Origin of the sequence: Pseudothermotoga lettingae TMO (genome assembly GCF_000017865.1) — a bacterium.
Classification (GTDB): Bacteria; Thermotogota; Thermotogae; order Thermotogales; family DSM-5069; genus Pseudothermotoga_B; species Pseudothermotoga_B elfii.
Genome location: NC_009828.1, coordinates 1,769,001 through 1,790,501 on the forward strand (window position 1 = coordinate 1,769,001; position 21,501 = coordinate 1,790,501).

Sequence of the window (21,501 nt, forward strand, 5' to 3'; positions counted from 1 at the left end):
TTATGAAAAAGTATCAAAACTTTTTAACATCTTCATGGCATTATTCAAATGGAGGGATTCTATGGCTTCGATACTTGTAGTAGAAGACGAACAAGATGTCAGTGATGTTATATGCAGGTATCTAAAACTGGATTCTCATGAGGTAAAAACCGCAGATTCCATTGAAAAAATGTATGATTATATCGAAAAAGAGTGTTTTGATTTAATTGTGCTTGATCTAATGCTACCTGATGGGGATGCGATGGAAGAAATACCCACAATTCGTGTTATGTGCCCCAAAACCTACGTAATAGTTTTGACAGCTCTAAGAGAAGATAGAAATAAAATTCTCGGTCTTGAAATGGGAGCAGACGATTATGTGACAAAACCGTTTCATCCAAGAGAGCTGGTCGCGAGAGTCAGAGCCATGCTTAGGAGAAAAAACATGTTTGCTGAACGTGAACTAACACACAAAGACATGAAATTGCTCATAAATGAAAGAATTCTGCTGATAAACGACGAATCTGTGGAGCTTTCAGCAAAAGAATTTGAGATTCTTTTGATGTTTTTTGAAAACCCTAAGAAAGTCTTTACCAGAAGCGAAATATTAGACAATGTCTGGCAAAACGAGGATAGGAGTGAGAGAATTGTAGACGTGTACATGAGTTTACTCAGAAAAAAACTCGGCAAAGAGAGGCTGGTGACTGTGCACGGTGTCGGATATAAACTGGCATGAGATAGCTGAAAAATATAAACCCTTAATGGTTCTCAAACCAGATGTGATAATTTTTTATCCAAGCAATGGTGGCATCTTTGAGGAAAAACAAATTTTGAGCGATTCAAAGACATTTTTCGTAAATGCAGTGGCGCATGAATTATTTACACCAATAACAGCATTACTGGGATTACTTCAAATAGCAAAAGAAGGTGAATATGTTCAGGAAACGCTTGGAAAAATGGAAAAACATTTAAAACGAATGCAAAGAATAATTGAACAGCTGGTACTACTCTCAAAACTGGAACAGCAGGAGTACATTCCGGAGAAAGTCAAAATAAATTTGAAAATATTGATAGATGAAGTGATTTCGGAATACGACAAAAAAATCAAGCAAAAAAATCTCTTCGTGCATATCAAAGTGAACAAGATCATAAAGACTGACACAGAGGCACTCAAAATAGCTCTGGCAAACTTGATTTCTAACGCAATTAAATATTCGAATCAAAACGGAGACATTATCATTCACGCCAAAAAAGACACCCTGATTATCGAAGATAAAGGAGTTGGAATTCCTGAAGAAGATCTCAAGAATATAACGGCCCGTTTTTACCGGGCAAGTAACGCGAGAACTTTCTCCGGTTCTGGCCTTGGGCTTGCTATTGTTAAACACATACTCAGGAAATTGTCTTTATCGTGGGCTATTCACTCCATCGTCGATAAGGGGACAAAGATTTTTCTCGAAATTCCATAATATAACAACTCTAATAGCATTTAAGGTGGGGTTTTCACCAGAAAGCTCTTTTTTATTTTCGCTTCCTCACACTTAAACTCCAAAATCCAATTTGCATTGAAAAAACAAAACTGATAAACTTATTTTTGAGTTACATAAGTAAGTTACATATGTAACCACACATAAGGAGGGGTGAATATGAAGAAGACAGTTTTGTGTTTATTCCTGGCAATTGTGAGCGTTCTAAGTTTCTCGAAGACATTGACGATATGGATAGGAGGACAGGTTGCAGAGCTTGACGAAACATGGAACTCTGTCATTAAAACTTTTGAAGAAAAATACGGAATATCTGTTGAAGTTCAGTTATTTGGTTTTGACACCTATTACGACAAACTCGTCACAGCACTGCAGGCTGGAAAGGGTCCAGATCTTGCTTTTGCAGACCTTGGTGGCTGGGTCCCAACTTTTGCAGAAAAGGGCTGGCTTGAGCCGATGGAAGAACATCTTAAAAACTGGGAAGGAACTGCTCAGATATGGCCAAATCTATGGCCTACTGTGACTTACAAAAAGATCAGATATGGGTTACCATGGTACACAGATTGCAGACTTTTACTTTACAACAAAGCAATGTTTGAGAAAGCTGGCCTCAACCCGGATAATCCTCCAAAAACATGGGATGAACTTCTGGATGCGGCGCTGAAAATTACAGATACGAAAAATAGGATATATGGCTACGGTGTCAGCGGTACTAAAACAGAGCATACCACCCTTGGATATATGATGTTTCTGTACGCCGCAGGTGGAAAACTTCTAACAGATGACTATTCAAAAGCAGCTTTCGATTCACCTGAAGGGCTTAAAGCGTTGAAATTCTACACAGACCTTGCAAAAAAATACAATGTTAGCCCAAACGCTATTCAGTATCATGAAGATGATTACCGAAATATGATGGCACAGAACCGTGTTGCCATGGCAATAGGTGGTCCATGGTCATTCCCGTTGATTGAAGCTGCCAACCCAGATATTGCTGGAAAATACTCGGTAGCACTTCATCCATATGATGCAAAACCTGCAAGTGTCCTTGGAGGATGGGCTTTGGTTATTCCAAGCTCAAGTCCAAACAAAGAAGATGCCTGGAAACTTGCAGAATACCTGACAAGTTTTGATGTTTGGATGAAATGGGTAGAGGAAAAAGGCGGTCCCATGCCAACAAGGATGGACGTATGTAAGAAATCCAAGCTTGCTAATGACGTTAAATGGCAAATAATATTTGAAACTTTCCCACATGCAGTAGCAAGACCTCCTATTCCTCAGTATCCACAAATATCAGAACAGATTCAAACAATGGTACAGAGAGTTTTACTTGGCGAACTCACACCAGAGGAGGCTATTAAAATAGCAGCAGAAAATGTTAATAAAATACTTGGAGCGAAGTAAACTATAAATCGGGCGGGCTTGTCCCGCCCATCAGTCAGGAGTGAGAGGTTTTGAAAGAGGAAAAAATCGCGCTCAGGATGGTTTTGCCTTATGTTATTGTGATAGTTCTTTTCGTAATATTTCTGACAATCTCAAATATTGTGATGAGTTTCTCAGATGATGGTAAATTCACTTTTAAAAATTACCTTGATATCTTCAAAGACCAGATTTTTTACAAAGCCATTAAAAACACTGCTGTATGGGTTTTTGGAAGTGTCCTGGGTCAGATTTCTCTTGGACTTGCCGTTGCTCTCTTGCTCAATCAGATCAAACGAGGACAGGTGTTCTTCAGAACAATTATTCTAATCCTTCCGTGGGCAACTTTGGATATTGTCGCTGGCGTTATGTGGAAATGGATGTATAACGATATGTATGGTGTGCTGAACGATCTTCTTATGAAAGCCGGAATTATAAGAGACTACATAGCCTGGCTTGCCACTCCGAATATGGCAATGGTTTCTGTTATTATCGCGAATATCTGGAAGGGATTTTGCCTTTGTGGAATGTTTTTTCTGGCTGGTATTCAGACAATTCCTCAGGAGCTTTATGAAGCAGCAGAAATAGATGGGGCAAATGCATACAGACGATTTTGGAATGTCACCATACCCCAGTTAAAACCCGTGATGATGACCACATTAATGTTAACCATCATATGGACAATAAATTATTTTCCTTTGATCTACGTAATGACTGGTGGTGGGCCAAATTACGGGACTGAAACAATTGTGACTTATATTTATAGACTCAGTTTCAGGTTTCTGGAATACAATAAATCCGCTGCTCTGTCTAACATTTTATTTCTGTTAGTCTTTCTGATAGCATATCTTTTCACAAGAAATATGTCAAAGGAAGTGGCTGCTTGATGAAAAGAAGTACTAAGAAGAAAACAATAAGGATTGTTTCATATATTCTGCTCGGCGTTATATCATTTGTCATAGCTTTTCCTTTCATATGGCTTGTTCTGACATCTTTTAAAACATATCAGGAAATATATAGTTACCCGATAATGTACCTTCCGAAAAGTTGGACTACTGAACATTATCATAAAATATCAAATCTGGACTTCAAAAATTACTTTTTTAACAGCATAATTGTTGGCACTGGTACAATGATTTTTTCTTTATTGATAGGCCTCTTCCCGGCTTACGCTTTTTCACGATATTCATTCAAATGGAAAAACACTTTACTTATAAGCGTTTTGATCTTTCAAATGTTTCCGATGATAGTTTTCTTGGTACCGATATTCAAGTTTCTCGACTGGATAAAACTCCTTGACACACATATCGGTTTAATCTTAGCTTATATTCCATTCACCACACCTATAACCATTGTATTTCTCAGGAGCTTTTTTCTATCAGTTCCAAAATCCCTTGAAGAAGCTGCACTCATAGATGGATGTACTCGGACGAAAGCTTTTCTAAGAATTATATTTCCGGTAACTCTTCCTGGCATTGCAGCAGTAGGAGTATATGCATTCTTGTTTGCGTGGAGTGAGCTTTTGTACTCAATGTCTTTACTGACAAGCAAGGCACTCCAGACAATACCAACATTTCTCTCAGTATTCGTTGGCCAGTATCAAACTCGCTGGGGACCTTTATTCGCAGGTTCTGTGTTTGCTACATTGCCACCACTTGTTGTATTCATATTGTTGCAAAGATATTTCATTTCAGGACTTGTCAGCGGGGCGGTGAAGGAATGACAATAAGTGATGATTTACTGTTTGAAGTGGCATTCGATTACTATGTAAAAAACATGCTACAGAAGGACATTGCCAGAAAACTTGGCGTATCGAGGGTTCAGGTTAGCAAATACTTGAAAATGGCTGTTGAAAGAAAGATAGTCCGTATAGAAGTAATACCACCGAAAATACCAGAAAAACTCGAAATAGAATATGCAAAATTGTTCAAGGAAAAATTTGATTTGAAAAAATTGCTGCTTACGAATAGCCACAGTAACAATCAACTCTTGCTTCAATCTCTCGCAAGAAAAGCCTGGGAGTTTTTATCCGGTCTACCTGATGAATCCCTTAACATAGGCATAGGTTGGGGAACCACCATGTACACACTCGCGACATACGAATACAACCTGCAAAAGCATAACTGGAAAATAGTTCCTCTATCTGGGGGAACTTTCAAGTTATCTGACAGGCATTTTGATTCAAATTTCATAGCACAGAATTTTGCAGAGCGCCTGAATGCGAAATCGATTCCTGTTTACTTTCCATTCCTTATGGATAACATCGAGCAAAAGCAGCAATTTCAAAATACAGAAGAATTTACTTTTATAAATTCGATGTGGAACAACCTGGATATAGTTATTTGCAGTGTTGGATACTCAATATCCCGTTCACCGCTCTTCCGACAGAATGTTTTCGATGGATCAACTCTGAACACGCTTGAAAAACTCAAGATTGTTGGCGATGTCCTGACACATTATTTTGATATCAATGGGAAAATATATGATCTGGATTTCATGAAAAAAGTAAATAATATAACTTTTGAGCAATATATGAAATCCAGACTAAAAATTGTTGTTGCTGGAGGTTTTCATAAAATTGAAAGCATTGCTGGCCTGCTCAAGGGAAAGCTCACCGATGTGCTGATAACAGATATAAACACCGCAAAAAATGTTATCGAATATGCTGCGGAAAGAGATTGGAGGTAGACCTGTGACAATCCAGATAATGAATCTAAACCCATGTTACGATCACTGGGTTATAATATCAAACCCTCCAAAAACTCCAAATGTTCTGAGAGGCGATTCAATAGTAAAACTGGTTGATGGCAAAGGTTTAAACATAGCACGGGTCTTCAGAACACTTGGTTTTGAAGATTACGTATGTTTAAACATATTAGGAGGAGATGTGGGTAAGATAATCTCTTCTAAATGCAGAGAGGAAAATCTCAAGACAGTAGAGTTCTGGATAGAAGATGAAAATAGAATCAACACAGCGGTTGTTTACGAATACGAGAAAAAGATGGTCATGATAAATGAACCCGGACCATTTATAAAAAAAAGAGAGATAGAAGAATTTATCTCATTTATTACCTTCTCGCTAATTCCAGAAAGTACTGTGGTGATCTCAGGCAGCGCTCCAAGAGGTTTCGGAACAAAAGACATGTCGAAAGTAGCACAGCTTATAAAAGAGAAATCATGCAGGCTTATGGTAGACATATCCGGCGAATGGCTAAAAGAACTGGTCAAGTATGAACCTGAAATGGTTAAAGTAAATGCCGAGGAATTGAAAATAGCCTTTGAACTGGAGGACATAAGTTTAACACAACTCAATAAGTTGAGAAAAACTTTCAACATAGAAGTTCTGTGTATTACAAAAGGGAAAGAAGGGTCGACGATTTTAAGTGAGGAGGCAATTTTTCATGTAAAACCGAAAATCGTTTACTCGGATTTTTCCGTTGGCTCTGGGGATTCTTTCTTTGCTGGATATCTGTACAGCGAAGCTTTGGGAAAATCACTCAGAGAAAGGTCTATTTTTGCGACAGCATGCGGCATGGCCAATACTCTAAGATATGGAGCTGCTATTTTCAATATCGAAGACCTGGAGAGTCAACTTCCATTAGTTGAGATACTGGAGGAATAACTATGAAAGCTTATGCAGGTATAGACATCGGTACCACCAATACCAAAATAATGGTTATCACAAAAAATGGCATTGAAAATGTATTCAAAGTAAAAACACCAAAAAACGTTATCAATGGAGTTGAGTATTTCGATCTTGATAAACTTGAACACGCTATAGAGAAAGTACTTTGTCAGATCAAAGACAGGTGGAGTTTAGCAGGGCTTTCATGCACAAGTGTTGGTGAATCAGTCGTAGCGGTATCACGTGGCAAAAAACTGTATGATCCGATAGTTTGGTATGATACATGTACAAAGCCACTTCAGGAAAAATATAAAGACACAGTTGAGACACTTGCTCCTTATGAAATCTCAGGTTCAAGGGATATCTATTATTTTTCGCTGTACAAAATACTGTACATGTATGAAAAGTCGATAGTCAAACCTGACCAGGTTGAACACTGGCTTCCAATCTCCTCTTACATAACTTATAAATTAACACGAAAACCTCTCTGGGACATGACTCAGGCATGCCGAAGTCACATGGTAGATATACACCGTCGAAAATGGAATGAGGAGTTGTTGAAATATTTTCAAATTGACCCAGATCAACTTGGGGAACTGCATTATACTGGGAGTTTTGCTGGACAATGGGAAAATGTGCCCGTTTTTCTATCCGGGCATGATCACCTCACGGGAACATACGGATTAACATCTCTTTTTGGAAGCGAAATAATTTACGACTCAATGGGAACAGCTTCTCTGATAACCGCTATAGCTCACGAAAAAGATAAAAATATGCACATGAAATCTCCCTTCATGAAAAACGGTGGACTTGTTGGAATTGCTTTCGAAGATAAGCAATATTATCTCGCTTCAGGCGTCAGGTATCATGGAAAACTAATTGAATTAATTCTCAAGATTTTCGGGATGAAAACATCATCGAAAAGATTCATTGAGTTGAACGAGCAAATAAGTGTTCTGCCTGTAAAATTACCTTTTTATATTTATTCAAACGGTGACAATATAGTCGGAGAAAACGCAGATGGAATAAATTTTCTCAAGATACCTGCAAACTGCTCCCAGATAGAGATGCTTCAATCCGTTTACCTCTATCTATGCTACACAAGCAGATTGACTGTTGAGAACCTCGAAAAATTTGTTGGGCAATTGCCTGTAATCGCTGGTGGAGGTTTGACAGACAACAAAACTTTTATATCATATAAAGCTTCCATGTTAGGCAAAACCATTTATTATCTCAACACTGCAGAGTTGACCGCTCTTGGTGCTGCAATATCTGCGATCAGAGGTGCAAATGATTTTCAAATGATCGAATACTTGAGAAAAAAGATCCATTTCGAAAAAGTTTTTCCAAATAAAGAATTGTCAGAAAAAATGAATGAGCTTTATAAAGAAATCCAAAGAGGTTATGAAAGATTGATCAAGGAGGTAGAATAATGCTGACTACTCTGAAAGAATTACTACAAGTTGCATACAGATCTAACTACGCCATTCCTGCTTTTAATATTCACACTTACGAAGATGCCGTAGCAATAATAAAAGGTGCGGAAGAAATGAAATCCCCTGTCATACTGATGGCTTCTCCAAGCGCAATAAAACATCTCGGTGTGGAAATAGCCGCATTCATGATGAATGAGCTGGCGAAGAAGACATTTGTGCCAGTAGTTTCTCATCTGGATCACGCCAGAGAGCTTGATATTATTTTCAGAGCAATGAAAGCTGGGTTTACATCTGTTATGTATGATGGATCAGATTTATCGTTTGAACAAAATGTACGTAACACACAAATTGTGGTGAAAGTTGCCAGATCGCTCGGTATATCTGTAGAAGCCGAGATAGGAAGAGTAGGAAAATCAGAGGATGGAGAAGAAATCTCCCAAATTCTCACAGAGCCAGCTGTGGCAAAGGAGTTTTTCCAGAACACCGAAGTAGATGCCCTTGCAATAGCTGTAGGAACAGCACATGCAATGCAAAAGCAAGAAGCACAGATAAATTTTGAAAGGATCCAGCAGATACAAAATGTTGTTGATGTACCACTGGTTTTGCATGGTTCAAGCGGAGTAACTGATGAAGATCTCAAGAAAATAAGCAGAATGAATTTTGGAAAGATAAACATAGGAACTGTTCTTAAGACAGTTTATGTCAAAAAAATCAGGGAAATTTTGAGTTCAAACCCACAGCTTAAAGATCAGCTCACATTGCTCAATGCTGCATCAAAAGCTATCACAGAAACAGTAATACACAAAATAGAGCTTCTTGGAAGTTCCGGAAAAATTTAAGCCTTTAGATAATTTGTGATACGATGGAGACGGAGGTGGTGGTGTGGATCGCCCAGTAATAAAACTTGACGGCGATTCAGTTGTTTATGCAAGACAACTTGCAAAAGAGATAACAGATGAGGTCAAAAACGAACTGATTGATCATTATTCCACCGTCTCTGTCGAGCGAACAGTTCTGAGATTTTTTGGTGTGGATGGAGTAACGAGAGATCAAATTCCTTTAGTCAACGTGGTAGTCGACAAACTTAAAGAATGGAGTATGCTCGAAGACGGTGTAGCAAAACCTGTAGTTAATGCAATGATCGTACTGGAAAAAAGTGCTCAGGAGATATGTGAAGCGATTTCAGATGGCCTGGATCTTAGAACTTTACCCGATGCACCATTTTATAAAATCGAATCGAAAATGCGCGAGCTTTCAAAGGAAGCTCTTGATAAATTAGAGAAAAAAAGCAGTCAACGAAATGATTTACTCAAATTACTGGGTGATCCACCAAAACCATACAAATATCTTATAGTAGCAACAGGGAACATATACGAAGACGTTGTTCAGGCAAGAGCTGCCGTTTTTCAGGGAGCGGATATAATCGCTGTGATAAGGTCAACTGCACAGAGTTTGCTTGACTATGTTCCTTATGGTGCCACAACAGAAGGCTACGGTGGCACATACGCCACTCAGGAAAATTTCAGAATCATGAGGCAGGCTCTTGATAATGCTGCCGAGAAAGTCGGCAGATATATCCGTCAGGTAAATTACGCTTCAGGGCTTTGCATGCCAGAAATTGCTGCTATTGCTGCTATGGAAGGACTCGATATACTCCTGAATGATGCAATGTACGGCATATTATTCAGAGATATAAACATGATCAGGACATTCACCGATCAATACATCTCCAGGTTAATCTGTGCATTTGCTGGAATAACTATCAATACTGGAGAAGATAATTATCTCACAACAGCCGACGCTATTGAAAAAGCTTACACAGTGACAGCTTCGCAATTGATTAATGAACAATTCGCACTGAAGGCAGGAATGAAACCAGAATTGATGGGCCTTGGACATGCTTTTGAAATCAACCCCGATATTGAGGACAGCCTTTTGTATGAAATAGCTCACGCAATGCTGGCACGCGAATTGTTTCCCAATTGTCCTATAAAGTACATGCCCCCAACGAAGTTCATGACTGGAAATATATTTAAAGGCTATGCCCTGGAAACCCTTTTTAATCTCGTGTCAGTTATGACAGGACAGAGTATTCAGCTTCTTGGAATTTTGACTGAAGCAATACACACACCACACCTGCAGGACAGATACCTTGCACTTGTAAATGCAAATTATGTTTTCAAAGCTGCTCGCCATCTTGGCAGAGAAATTCTTTTTAAAGAAAAAGGTTTCGTAGAACAAAGGGCAAACACAGTCTTGAGGCAGGCTGTTAACCTGCTTGAACACGTGAAAGAAGTAGGGTTGCTGAGAGCAATAGAAGAAGGGCAGTTTGCCGACATATCCCGAAAACCAGACAGTGGTAAAGGTTTTGAGGGCGTGTTTAGAAAATCTGAAAACTATATAAACCCTATTCAGGACGAACTTGAAAATCGCCTGGGGGTGAAAAAATGATCGACCTCAGAAATATAAGACCATATGGAGATCAAACAAATGATGGCGCCGTCCAACTTTCTTTTACTCTTCCTTTAGAGTATGGGCCTCTTGCACGGGAGGTTGCAAAGAAATTCTGTGAAAACCTCGGTTTTCAGGACATAGTTATAGCAACGATGGAAGATTTAGGTGAGAATTTCACATTTTTTGTCGTTTACGGAAAAACAAATATGTCAATAGATGCAACCGCGATAAAGGTAGTCGCTCCGAAATTCAAAAAAATGTCCCGTGACCAGCTTGATGAACTTGTGGAAAAGGAGTTTGGCAGGAAAATAGTTGTCGTTGGAGCAACTGTTGGAACCGATGCTCACACAGTAGGACTTGATTCAATCTTAAATATGAAAGGTTTTCACGGAGATTACGGGCTTGAAAGGTACCGGGCATTTAAAGTTTACAACCTTGGAGCTCAAATTTTGCCTCTTGAGCTTATCAAAAAAGTACGTGAAGTTCATGCAGATGCCATTCTTGTATCTCAAGTTGTCACGCAGAAAAATGTCCACATAAAACATTTGACAGAACTTATAGATATGCTCTATGCTGAGGGCATAAGAGATAGTTTACTGGCAATAGTTGGTGGGCCAAGAATCACACACGAATTGGCCTTAGAGCTCGGTTATGATGCTGGCTTTGGTGCTGGTACGCTGCCAAGCGACGTGGCAAATTTCATTGTTCAGGAACTTTTGAAAAAACGCTTTCGATAAGCTTTTTAGCGTACTCTTCTTCAGATTCGTCGGTGATCACTCCATCGAGTTTTGCGCAATAAAGTTTCTCGAGGATATCACCGACGAGTCTGCCTGGTTTTAGATTAAAATTTTTTACCAGATACCCGCCGTTGACCTTCAATCTTGTGCCTTTCACTTTTTCGAGGAACTCTTTCAAATATTGCTGAGCCTGTGAATCAAGATAAGAAGCCACATAGCAAAAGGCCTCTGATGAGAAACTCTGTGTTACTCTGTATATATCTGAAAATTCCATATGAAGTGAAATCATTTTGGAAAGCGGTACGATCATTTTTTTGATTACTTTCAATTCTGATACAAAACAATGTGATAAACCATATCTCTGCCTAATTTCTTCCAGCAAATTTTCGCTGTGATATTCGAGAAATACGTACATAACTGCGTAAAATCTATTCAATTTTTCAAAAAAATTCTCCGCCCATGGTAAAAACATGAACAGCGCCCTCAGTTTTTCTTCCATAGAACTTGTGTAAAAAACACCCGGGAACATGTGCTTTATAACCTCAAAATCAGAAAGTCTCTTCAAGGCTTCAAAAACACTTTTCTCTTCAAGTATTTTCTCAAACTCTTGCCTCAATCTCTGCCCACTGACTTTTTCCAGATACCCCTGATGAACCGCATCGAGCATCAATCTGGCTGTTTGCTGCTCTATTTTGAAACCAAAACGTGTTTCAAATCTGACAGCTCTGAGAATTCTTGTCGGATCTTCCACAAAACTCAATGTATGAAGACACCTTATGAGCTTGCTATCTAAATCTTTCTTTGCACCAAAGAAATCTATCAACAAACCAAAATCTTTCTGATTCAATTTTATCGCCATGGCATTTATGGTGAAATCTCTTCTGTAGAGATCTTTCTTTATGGTGCTTACCTCAACCTGAGGTAATTCTGTAGGAGCTTCGTAGTATTCGGTTCTTGCAGTCGCTACGTCTATTCTTAAACCATCTTTGCAAAAAAGAGAAGCGGTGAGAAATTTTTCATATTTCACCAATTTGGCATTCAACTTCCTCGCAGCAAGATCGGCAAGTGAAAGTCCGTCTTTTTCAACCACTATATCGATATCGTAATTCGGATTTCCCATTAAAAGATCTCTCACAAAGCCTCCAACTGTGTAAACTGGTAATCCTATTTCGTCACCAAATCTTCCAAGCTGTCTCAGAAGAATAGATATTTTCTTTGGCAAATTGCTCAACATTATATCTCTGACATTCAAAAATGTGGTCTCAACAGTTTCGTGAACGGCTTTTCTTTGAATAGAACGTACCGCATTTGAGAAACTCGATCTCATGACATCTGTTCTTGTGATGATACCCACCAGAATTCCATTCTCTACCACCGGTATTCTGCCTATGTCATTCTCTATCATAATCTGTCTAATCTTGTTCAATGGAGTCTCTGGTGACACAACTATCAATTTGCCTGACATAATGGATTTAACAGGATGTTTTTGCAAACCGTGATTCATCGCCCTATCAACAGCTTTTTTCGTAACAATACCAACAAGTTTATTATCTTCGATCACAGGCAAACCATTGTGCCCTGTTCTCTCCATTATCTTGTTCACTTCGGATATACTCATTTCAGCATACGCAACCCTGACAGGGAAAGACATAATGTCCCTTGCCTTTGGCCCTTTATTTACGTAATTTTTCAATCTTTGCAGCAGCATGCTCTTAATTTTCAGAACATCTTGAGAATTCAAAGTGCAACTTGCCGCTTTTCTGTGACCGCCCCCGCCAAGTTCTGTCATCAAAGTACCGATGTCAATGCTGTTTGAAGAACTGCGACCTATAATATGCGTCTTTTTACCGGTTCTTACAATGCAAATTAATGTATCCATACCCTCCAGATACCACAATTTACTGCTCACAGCATTTAAGCCACCCACAAACTTGTCTGTCTCAGCAACTGCTATACTCACAGGTGAACCCTCTATTTCGATAGTTTCGAGATTTGAAACGAGTTGATCCATTATAAGTTTTTGATCGTAGTTCAAATCATATTTTATGAAATCTGAAATTTCCACGAGGTTTGCTCCATTTTGCAACAAATATTTGATCATCTCCACATCACGAATAGTTGTCGTTGTATAGAGCAGATTACCTGTGTCTTCATATATCGCTACAGCAAATAACGTTGCATCAATTGAGTCAATCTGTATGTTTTTCCTCTTTATCTCTTCAAGTAAAATTGTTACAGTAGCCCCCACACTTTCTATCTTTTTTTCGCCCTTTATAGATATCTCTTTTATGTCTGGATGATGGTCAAAAATCAAGACATTACCACATCTTTCAAGAATCTCTTGAATTTGCTGACTTACACGTTCTTTACTGGCAGTATCAACAACAATGATAGACTCAGCTGATTTATCGGGAAGATCCTTTTCAGTTATGAATGGATATTTTTCTTCATACACTGCAAGATATTGGGCAAGATTCTGTTGAGGCAATCCACTCAAGACAATCGTATGATCCGGGTAAAGTTTCTGAGCAGCCACACACGAAGCAAAACAATCAAAATCAGGATTTCTGTGTCCAACGATCAATTTCAAGGCTTTTTCCTCCTAAGCTTTACCAATTCTCCTTCATGAAATTTGAAAACATTTGCGGCACTGCCCTGATTCACAGATATCTCTATGAAGCCAGAGCTATCTACATGTACAAGTCCTTTCCCTTTTTCTACATCGCCATAAGCTTTGACATAAATAAGCTCGTATCTTTCATTCAACAATATAACATCATCCATTTCCCACTGCAATTTTTCTACAAAACATGCTGGTATGTTGGTTTCGACATTTCCAAATCCATCGAAATAAACAACTTCACCAATCATGAAATCAGAACCAAGCTGAGCATTTTTTGTGGGTAGCACAATGTAGTTTGGTAGAACCGATCCAATTTGTTCAAATGGAATCCCTTTTGAAAGATAGCCGGCAACTGCTGCAAAAATATCCCTGCCATGAAACGTGTATGAAGATCCATAATGAAATGATTTATTATCAAGTTCTCTAATTTGCTTTACCCCATAATGTTGCGCAACATATGTGAAAATGCCATTGTCCGGACCCACATAAAAATGATTGTTCTTCGTCTTCACGCAAATAGCCTTTCTGTTTGTTCCAACGCCATAATCAACCACAGCTACAAAAACTGTATTTTCAGGGAAATCAAATGACGCCCTGAGCAAAACATGAGCCGCCATTCTCACGTCAAATGGTTTTATATCATGAGTGATATCAACAACATCCACAGACGGGTTGATTTTCTTCATAACCGCTTTGGCTACGCCAACGTAATAACTTTTTAAAGACCAATCGGTAAGAAATGCTATCACCTTGTCACCTCCTGTTTTATTTATGATACTACACTCTGAAAGATCTATCGAGCTTGAAATAAGTTCTTTTCATGGTGTATACTCTCTATGTAAATATCTCACCACAAGGGGGTATGAAGATGAAAAAATTTTTTGTTCTGTTCATGGTTTTGGCGGCATTTCTGGCTTTCGCAGAGGTCAAAAACCCAGACACAATAATCAGACTGAACATGGCTGGCGAACCTGATACTTTCGATCCACATTTTGCCTATGACACAGCAAGCGGCGAAGTTCTGAGCGAAGTCTATGAATGTCTGATCGCTTATGACGGATCAAGTGTCACAAAAATGGTCCCGAGATTGGCAACTGAAGTACCGAACCTTGAAAATGGTTTGATCAAAGACGAAGGAAAAACCTATGTTTTTCCAATCAGAAAAGGTGTAAAATTCCACAATGGTGCAGAATTAAAACCCGAAGATGTGGAGTACAGTTTTGAAAGAGGCCTCCTTTTCGATCCGGCCGGGGGTCCAATGTGGATGCTGTGGGAAGCCATGTTTGAAGTTTATTCCTTAGAGGAATTCGTCGAAAAAGTCACCGGAATGTCCTATTCTGATATGATTGATTCCAACACCGGTGAACCATTGCCAGAATACAAAGACAAACTGATAAAAATATACACAGATTACATCGACCCTGCTATCGAGGTTGATGGAGACAGCGTTGTGTTTCATTTAACAAGACCATTTGGCCCGTTTCTTTCCATTCTGTGTGGATATGCCAACTGGAGCATGGTGCTGAACAAAGAATGGTCAATAGCCCAGGGATGCTGGGATGGTAAAGCCGATACATGGTGGAGATACCACGATCTTCCGAAAGAACAGTCGCCTCTGTATGCAAAAACAAACGGAACAGGTCCATTTAGAGTGGTCGAATGGGATAGAGCACAGCAAAAAGTTATTCTTGAGAGATTTGATGGATACTGGAGAGGCCCAGCAAAAGTTAAACAGGTTATCATATGGAATGTGGGTGAATGGTCTACAATGAAAGCAATGCTTGAAAAAGGTGACGCCGATATCGCTGCAGTACCAACAATTTATCTGCCACAGATCGAAGGTACTCCTGGTATTGTAGTTGAGAAGAACCTCCCTTATATATCAATAACATCCCTGCATTTCAACTGGAATGTCAGACCAGACAGCAAATACATTGGATCTGGAAAACTCGACGGTGAGGGTATTCCACCAGATTTCTTCAGTGACGAACATGTGAGAAGAGCCTTTGCATATGTTATCAATTACGACGCGGTAATAAAAGATGTTCTACGTGGTCAGGGAAAAAGGATCCCAGCTGATTTGCCGAGTTCTCTGCTTGGTTATAACGCCAACCTTCCTATGTTTGATTTCAGCATAGCAAAGGCTACTGAAGAGTTCAAAAAAGCCTGGAATGGAGAAGTTTGGAAGAAAGGTTTCAAGCTCATATTGCTCTACAACACAGGAAATGAAACGAGAAGAACTGTGGCTGAAATGATAAAAACATACGTGGAAATGATAAATCCAAAATTCAAAATTGAGGTGCGTGGCGAACAGTGGCCCACATATTTAACATCATACAAAAATGGATACCTGCCGGCGTTCATAATAGGCTGGGTTGCAGATTATCCTGATCCTCATAACTTTATTCAGACGTACTACCATTCGGCAGGAACATACGGGTTCGCTCAGGGAGACAATTTCAAAAAATTCGTTTCAACACCCACTCCAGAGCTTGGTGGGAAGAGCTGCAATCAAATTATAGAAGAAGCAGCCACGGCAACTGATCCTGCCTTGAGGCAGAAACTGTATGAACAGGTTCAGGCTTTTGCAATTAAATATGTTCTTGGTGTACCTCTCTATGAAGCCCAAACTCAGAGTGTCAGAAGAAGCTGGGTTAAAGGCTGGTTCCCGAACCCAATGAGAGGCGGGCAGGATTACTACTATCTGTGGAAAGAAGAATAATATTAATTTTCTCATCGAAACCAACCTGGGGCGTTTGCCCCAGGTTTTTTGTTAGGAGGCATTCTGAATGATCGTATTGTTAAATCCTCCTCTAAAACATGTGCCGGCTTATGAACATATTGGGCTGGAATATATAGCCAGTCAACTGAGAAAAGAAGGCATAGAGACTGTTCTGATTGATCCAAAGCTTCAGAAAATTTCTGTTAAAAAAACTCTTGAAAAGATAAAATCTTTTGCTCCACAAATAATAGGAATATCTATCCCTTTTCAGGATTACACACTCGAAACAATGAATTTTGTGAAACTTGTCAAAAAAGCAAGTCCGAAATCTCATATAACAGTGGGGGGCATTTTTCCAACTTTTGCCTATTACACCCTGCTCGAAAATTTTTCAGCGATCGATTCAATCATACTTGGGGAAGGTGAAACAGGCTTTATAAATTTTGCCAGAGCATTTCTCAATGGAAAAAACTGGCAGAATATTAATGGTATTGCTTATAAAAAAAACGGAGAAATACTGAAAAACCCCTTCAATAAAGCTGCAAATCTGGATGATTTATCGTTTCCAGCAAGAGATTTTCTCCCTGATGCTTTAAAAAAAGTTGGGTATGCGTCAATGGAAAGCTCAAGAGGATGTTATGGAAGATGTATTTTTTGCAGTGTGGTACCTTTTTTTCAATTGTCTGGAAAAAAACTGAGATTCAGAAGCGTGGAAAATGTTGTTGAGGAAATAAAAATTTTGAAAAAGAATCATGGAGTGAAGTACATATCTTTCAACGATGCCAATTTTCTGGCAAGCAAAGAAAGGGCCTTTTTGCTGGCAGAAAGAATTATTAAAGAAAATCTTGACATACGATACAGCATTGAATGCCGAGCTGATGATATAAACGAAGATCTCTTAAGGCTACTGAAAGAATCCGGCTTAAGAAAGGTATTTTTAGGAATAGAATCCGGTGTTCAGAGTGTTCTTGACAGATTTAAAAAAGACACAACGGTTCAAGATAACATAAAAGCCTTCGAAATACTTGGAAAGTTCGATATTCAAATAAGAGTTGGTTTTATAATGTTTGATGAATTAACAACTCTGGAAGAACTTTCTGAAAACTTCAATTTTATAAGAAAGGTGAGAAAGCTCGTTTCAAAAAAACAGATGAAAAGAATCGTCGTGACCTCAAGATTATTACCTTTAGCAGGCACCGAATATGAAAAAAAGCTCATTGAAGAAAAAAAATATACTGGAGATATTTTCAGATATGATTACCATTTTGAATCAAAATTAATTGAATTCATGTACAGATCCGGAAAAATCCTGAACGATACATTGAATTTACCGTTATCCATGCTCAAAATCCAGAATAGATGGGAAAAATACTGGCTTAAAAAATAAAACCCCGGCATACACCGGGGTTTTTATAAGCCAAGCTTACCTTAGAAGTACACTCTCATCCTCCAGGCAAGGGTAACAGTATCTGATGCGTATTTAACAGAAATTCTGTGGTTCAAAATTTCTGTTTTCCAGCTTGCATAAGCATCAAGACCGAAGTTTGTTACATCTGTAAGATCGCTCCAGACAACATCTGCACCGAGTGTTACAGGAGAAAGGATCTTTGTCTGGACACCGATACCAAGCATGTTTCCTTTTGCAAAAGCCAAACTACCGCTGAGCTTGTCATAACCAAAGTCTACGCCAACAAGATAATCGCTGAGCATGGTGGAAAGATCCGTTGCTGCTGGGTCAACTGAGAGATATGCAAAGGCGTTGAGTGTGGCATTTTCGATGTTCAGAGCCTCTGCCAGGTCAGCAGAAACCGATCCACCAATTTCTGGAAATCCGAAAGTACCACCAGAAACTGCGCTGAAAACACCCTGTGCCATGAGCCCAACATTCAAAAATCCGAAGCTGAAGTTGTTGTAGATATCAAGGTCTGCCGTTGTTGATGTTGGTGAATAGACATACAGAGCAAGATTGTCAGAAACATCACCATTAGCAATATCCATATCAACTGCAACTGCTGGTGTCAGATTCTCAAACAAAAAGTATGGTGGTGTAACTATCCAGCTGAAGTAAGATCCTGTTACATAGCTCCATCCTCTTGAAAGCAAACCTGCTTTAAGCGTGACATTCAATGATTCAGAGCTGTAGAGTTTTTGCCATACATAGGTGTCATAGTCAAGTGTGATTGGGAATGTTGTTGTGCTGTTTGTGATTGACTGTAGATAAGAAGCAAATGTCACGTAGAAACCTGTAGTGGTTGATTCATTTGATGCATCAACATTCAAGTAAGCAGATGCACCAATCGATGTTGTCAAATCAAATATTGATGCGTCGTAACTCAAACTCGGTGTTACGTCAAGTCTTCCAGAAAAATTCACTGCACCAAAGGCTGCGACTGTTGCCAGAGCAAGCAAAACTACCAAAAGTTTTTTCATACTTTAACACCCTCCTTCACCTTTAAAAATTAGTGTTATTTTTTATACCCCACCAGGGGTTTACATAGCACCCACAATCATTGCGGCTACCGCGATAATTATAGCACCGATTGCAAGTCCTGTCGTAGCCGAATTGGCTTTCTTGAGTTCCTCGATCTGAGCAAGTAAATCAGATTTTACATTCTCAATTTTGCCATTCAGCTCTTCAATAGAGGCACCCGTGTCATCCTTGACAGCAAAGAGCCCTTCACGCAGTTCATCGATCTGCGAATTCACAGAATCAATTTCATCAAGCACATAATTGATCTGTTCGTCGTGCATGGCTGCGAAATCGTCAAAGTTGGACTCAAAACTGCCAAATTTCTCTTCAAGTTGAGAAAGCCTGTCTCCAAATTCTGCCTTGAGGCTTTCAATAGCCTGAGCGTTCTCGTCAATACCCTTTGATTTGTCCTCAAGAGCAGCTATTCTGTCTGTCGCGCTGGCCAGATTTTCCTGTGCTCTATCGAGTTTGATAGACACATAGCCAATTGTCGCAACAGCATTATCGAGTGTGGCGCTCAGATCACCGATTTTCTCTTCAGCTGAGGCAATTTTCTCTCCTTGAGCGGTAACTCTTGTCGTTAAATCTTTTAGAACATCTTTAATCGGTTGCAGCGCGAGGAGTTTCTTTTCGACATTTGCGATTTTTTCCTCAAGTTTACCCATAGCACTTTCCAGTGCTGCCAATTTGCTGGCTGCTGACTGATCTGCTTTGCTCATTTCAACAAATTTTGCATCGTAATTTTTCTGGAGGTTTGCCACAGTTTCATAAAGCTTTATTACGTCTTTATCGTGGATATTGACAGTTTGCTTGAGCATCTCAACCGATTTAGAAAGTTCGGAGAGCTGAGCTTCGGCTGTGGCAAGTTCTCCAGGAACCGTACTGAGGTTGTTCATTTTCTGTTCGAGTTCATCCACCTTTTTTACAGTTGAGCCAAGACGTAGACTGACAGCATCGAGAACTTTCATGATGTCTGCAATGTGTGGAGCAACTATCTCAGTTTCAAGAAGACCTATCAATCTGCTGATCATTGCTGCTTCTTCATAACGAGTGATGTTTTGATTTCCCTTGAAGGTGCCATCGGGATAACCAATGACGATACCCTTATCTTTCAAGTGGCTAACATAAGGATATGCCCAATGGGTGGCTGGTACATCAGGAAACATACCCGCAGCCGAAACCCCTACTGCTACGAACAATGCCACGACTAAAAGGAGAAACCTCTTCATAGCTCCAACCTCCCTTCATATTATTTTCTTACGGTGGGATTCGTTCCCCCCACTTGTCAAAGACCAAAAATCAAGATCGTGAAAGATTATAACACCATTTAGTACGAAAAATCAAGAGTACAAATAAGTTTACCGACCGACAAGTCTGAAAAAGTTTCTCTTTCCGACTCTGAGAACTTTTTCTCTATCTACAAAAATTTTAGCATGTATATCTGTTATCTTTTCATCATCTATCTTTACTGCGCCCTGGGATATCAATCTTCTTGCTTCGCTTCTGCTTGAAGCAATCTGCAATGTCACGAGTAATTCTACCAACTCAACCTCAGAATTGTCAAGCTCGATGGCAGGCATCTGCGTTGGCAATTCTTTTTGTCTGAAAATCTTGATAAACTCGTTTTCTGCCTTAGCTGCGCCCTCTTCGCCGTGAAAAAAGCTTGTTATTGCAAATGCCAGCTTCATTTTTATATCTCTTGGATTGACTGACTTACTTTGAATAAGCGATTCGTATTCATTTATCTTTTGTTCAGGAATCTGCGTCAGTAATCTTATGTATTTGATTATCAGCTCATCCGGTATGGACATCAACTTTCCATACATATCAAATGGTGTGTCGTTGAAAGCAATATAATTTTCATAACTTTTACTCATTTTCATTTTACCGTCAGTTCCCTCAATTATTGGCATCGTTAAAACAACTTGCGGTTCTTGACCCATTTCCTCCTGAATTTTTCTTCCAACGAGAAGATTGAAATATTGATCAGTTCCACCAAGCTCAACATCTGCCTGAACAGCAACTGAATCATATGCCTGAGCAAGCGGATAAAGAAATTCAGATATAGATATTGGCAAATTCGATGAGTATCTTTTCGAGAAATCGTCTCTCTCAAGCATTCTGGCAACAGTATATTTTGAAGCGAGTTTTATGACATCCGCAAAACTCATTTTAGAAAGCCACTCACTGTTAAAACGCACCTCGGTTTTCTCCTTATCAAGAATCCTGAATGCCTGTTCTTGATAGGTTTTTGCATTTTGTCTTACTTCGCTTTCAGACAACATCTGTCTGGTTACATCCCTCCCGGATGGATCACCTATCTGTGCTGTGAAATCACCTATGATTAAAATAACTTTATGACCAAGATCTTGAAATTGCCTGAGTTTGAATAGCACAACTGCATGACCTAAATGGAGATCTGGCCTGGTTGGATCCACTCCCAATTTCACTCTCAACTGTTTTTTTCTGGTGAGCTTATTCAGTAGATCTTCTTCACTAACAAGATCTACAGCGTTTTTTTTCAGAATCTCAAGTTGCTGCTCAACTTGCATTCG

At 39.3% G+C, this 21,501-nt stretch carries 18 protein-coding genes; 13 read left to right on the forward strand and 5 right to left on the reverse strand.

Translation table 11 applies throughout. The annotated features are described in order from the left end of the window. Positions 1-61: 61 nt before the first annotated feature. From TLET_RS08750 to kamE, 11 genes are all read left to right on the forward strand, one after another. On the forward strand, positions 62-715 hold the full coding sequence (locus TLET_RS08750) for a response regulator transcription factor (RefSeq protein WP_012003733.1): 654 nt from the start codon (positions 62-64) through the stop codon (positions 713-715). Next, on the forward strand, positions 693-1,448 hold the full coding sequence (locus TLET_RS08755) for a sensor histidine kinase (protein ID WP_228369013.1): 756 nt from the start codon (positions 693-695) through the stop codon (positions 1,446-1,448). Before TLET_RS08750 ends, TLET_RS08755 begins: the two co-directional genes overlap by 23 nt. Before the next feature lie 177 nt (positions 1,449-1,625). After that, positions 1,626-2,864 carry an ABC transporter substrate-binding protein gene (locus TLET_RS08760; RefSeq protein ID WP_012003735.1) on the forward strand — a complete coding sequence of 413 codons (1,239 nt, stop codon included), beginning with the start codon at positions 1,626-1,628 and terminating at the stop codon, positions 2,862-2,864. 50 nt (positions 2,865-2,914) lie between these two features. After that, positions 2,915-3,766 carry a carbohydrate ABC transporter permease gene (locus tag TLET_RS08765; RefSeq protein ID WP_012003736.1) on the forward strand — a complete coding sequence of 284 codons (852 nt, stop codon included), beginning with the start codon at positions 2,915-2,917 and terminating at the stop codon, positions 3,764-3,766. Continuing rightward, the gene (locus TLET_RS08770; RefSeq protein ID WP_012003737.1) at positions 3,766-4,602 is read left to right on the forward strand and encodes a carbohydrate ABC transporter permease; all 837 of its coding nucleotides are present in this window, start codon (positions 3,766-3,768) and stop codon (positions 4,600-4,602) included. The genes TLET_RS08765 and TLET_RS08770 overlap by 1 nt, the downstream gene beginning before the upstream one ends. Next, positions 4,599-5,567 (forward strand): sugar-binding transcriptional regulator, encoded by a 969-nt coding sequence (locus tag TLET_RS08775; protein ID WP_012003738.1) that lies wholly within the window; start codon positions 4,599-4,601, stop codon positions 5,565-5,567. The genes TLET_RS08770 and TLET_RS08775 overlap by 4 nt, the downstream gene beginning before the upstream one ends. 4 nt (positions 5,568-5,571) lie before the next feature. Continuing rightward, complete coding sequence (locus TLET_RS08780; RefSeq protein WP_012003739.1) at positions 5,572-6,501, forward strand: 1-phosphofructokinase family hexose kinase; 930 nt, start codon at positions 5,572-5,574, stop codon at positions 6,499-6,501. A gap of 2 nt (positions 6,502-6,503) precedes the next feature. Next, on the forward strand, positions 6,504-7,937 hold the full coding sequence (locus TLET_RS08785) for an FGGY-family carbohydrate kinase (protein WP_012003740.1): 1,434 nt from the start codon (positions 6,504-6,506) through the stop codon (positions 7,935-7,937). Continuing rightward, positions 7,937-8,779: a class II fructose-bisphosphate aldolase gene (locus tag TLET_RS08790; protein ID WP_012003741.1), complete on the forward strand. Its 843-nt coding sequence runs from the start codon at positions 7,937-7,939 to the stop codon at positions 8,777-8,779. The genes TLET_RS08785 and TLET_RS08790 overlap by 1 nt, the downstream gene beginning before the upstream one ends. A gap of 43 nt (positions 8,780-8,822) precedes the next feature. Further along, entirely contained in the window at positions 8,823-10,391 is a 1,569-nt protein-coding gene (kamD, locus tag TLET_RS08795; protein ID WP_012003742.1) for a lysine 5,6-aminomutase subunit alpha, read from the forward strand. Then, positions 10,388-11,131: a lysine 5,6-aminomutase subunit beta gene (gene kamE, locus TLET_RS08800; protein ID WP_012003743.1), complete on the forward strand. Its 744-nt coding sequence runs from the start codon at positions 10,388-10,390 to the stop codon at positions 11,129-11,131. The genes kamD and kamE overlap by 4 nt, the downstream gene beginning before the upstream one ends. Here the strand turns inward: kamE and TLET_RS08805 are convergent. Both TLET_RS08805 and TLET_RS08810 read right to left on the reverse strand, forming a co-directional pair. Next, positions 11,094-13,721 (reverse strand): CBS domain-containing protein, encoded by a 2,628-nt coding sequence (locus TLET_RS08805; RefSeq protein ID WP_012003744.1) that lies wholly within the window; start codon positions 13,719-13,721, stop codon positions 11,094-11,096. The genes kamE and TLET_RS08805 overlap by 38 nt on opposite strands. Next, on the reverse strand, positions 13,718-14,503 hold the full coding sequence (locus tag TLET_RS08810; RefSeq protein ID WP_012003745.1) for an SAM hydrolase/SAM-dependent halogenase family protein: 786 nt from the start codon (positions 14,501-14,503) through the stop codon (positions 13,718-13,720). Before TLET_RS08810 ends, TLET_RS08805 begins: the two co-directional genes overlap by 4 nt. Positions 14,504-14,622: 119 nt before the next feature. Between TLET_RS08810 and TLET_RS08815 the strand changes: the two genes are divergently transcribed. Beyond that, entirely contained in the window at positions 14,623-16,476 is a 1,854-nt protein-coding gene (locus tag TLET_RS08815) for an ABC transporter substrate-binding protein (protein ID WP_012003746.1), read from the forward strand. 67 nt (positions 16,477-16,543) lie between these two features. Further along, on the forward strand, positions 16,544-17,863 hold the full coding sequence (locus tag TLET_RS08820) for a B12-binding domain-containing radical SAM protein (RefSeq protein WP_012003747.1): 1,320 nt from the start codon (positions 16,544-16,546) through the stop codon (positions 17,861-17,863). A 41-nt stretch (positions 17,864-17,904) separates the two neighbouring features. On the opposite strand, the gene TLET_RS08825 is transcribed toward TLET_RS08820, so the two are convergent. From TLET_RS08825 to tyrS, 3 genes are all read right to left on the reverse strand, one after another. Next, positions 17,905-18,906 (reverse strand): hypothetical protein, encoded by a 1,002-nt coding sequence (locus tag TLET_RS08825; protein WP_012003748.1) that lies wholly within the window; start codon positions 18,904-18,906, stop codon positions 17,905-17,907. A gap of 60 nt (positions 18,907-18,966) precedes the next feature. Beyond that, positions 18,967-20,175: an S-layer homology domain-containing protein gene (locus tag TLET_RS08830; protein ID WP_012003749.1), complete on the reverse strand. Its 1,209-nt coding sequence runs from the start codon at positions 20,173-20,175 to the stop codon at positions 18,967-18,969. Between the two features lie 129 nt (positions 20,176-20,304). Further along, the gene (tyrS, locus tag TLET_RS08835) at positions 20,305-21,498 is read right to left on the reverse strand and encodes a tyrosine--tRNA ligase (RefSeq protein ID WP_012003750.1); all 1,194 of its coding nucleotides are present in this window, start codon (positions 21,496-21,498) and stop codon (positions 20,305-20,307) included. Between the last annotated feature and the right edge of the window lie 3 nt (positions 21,499-21,501).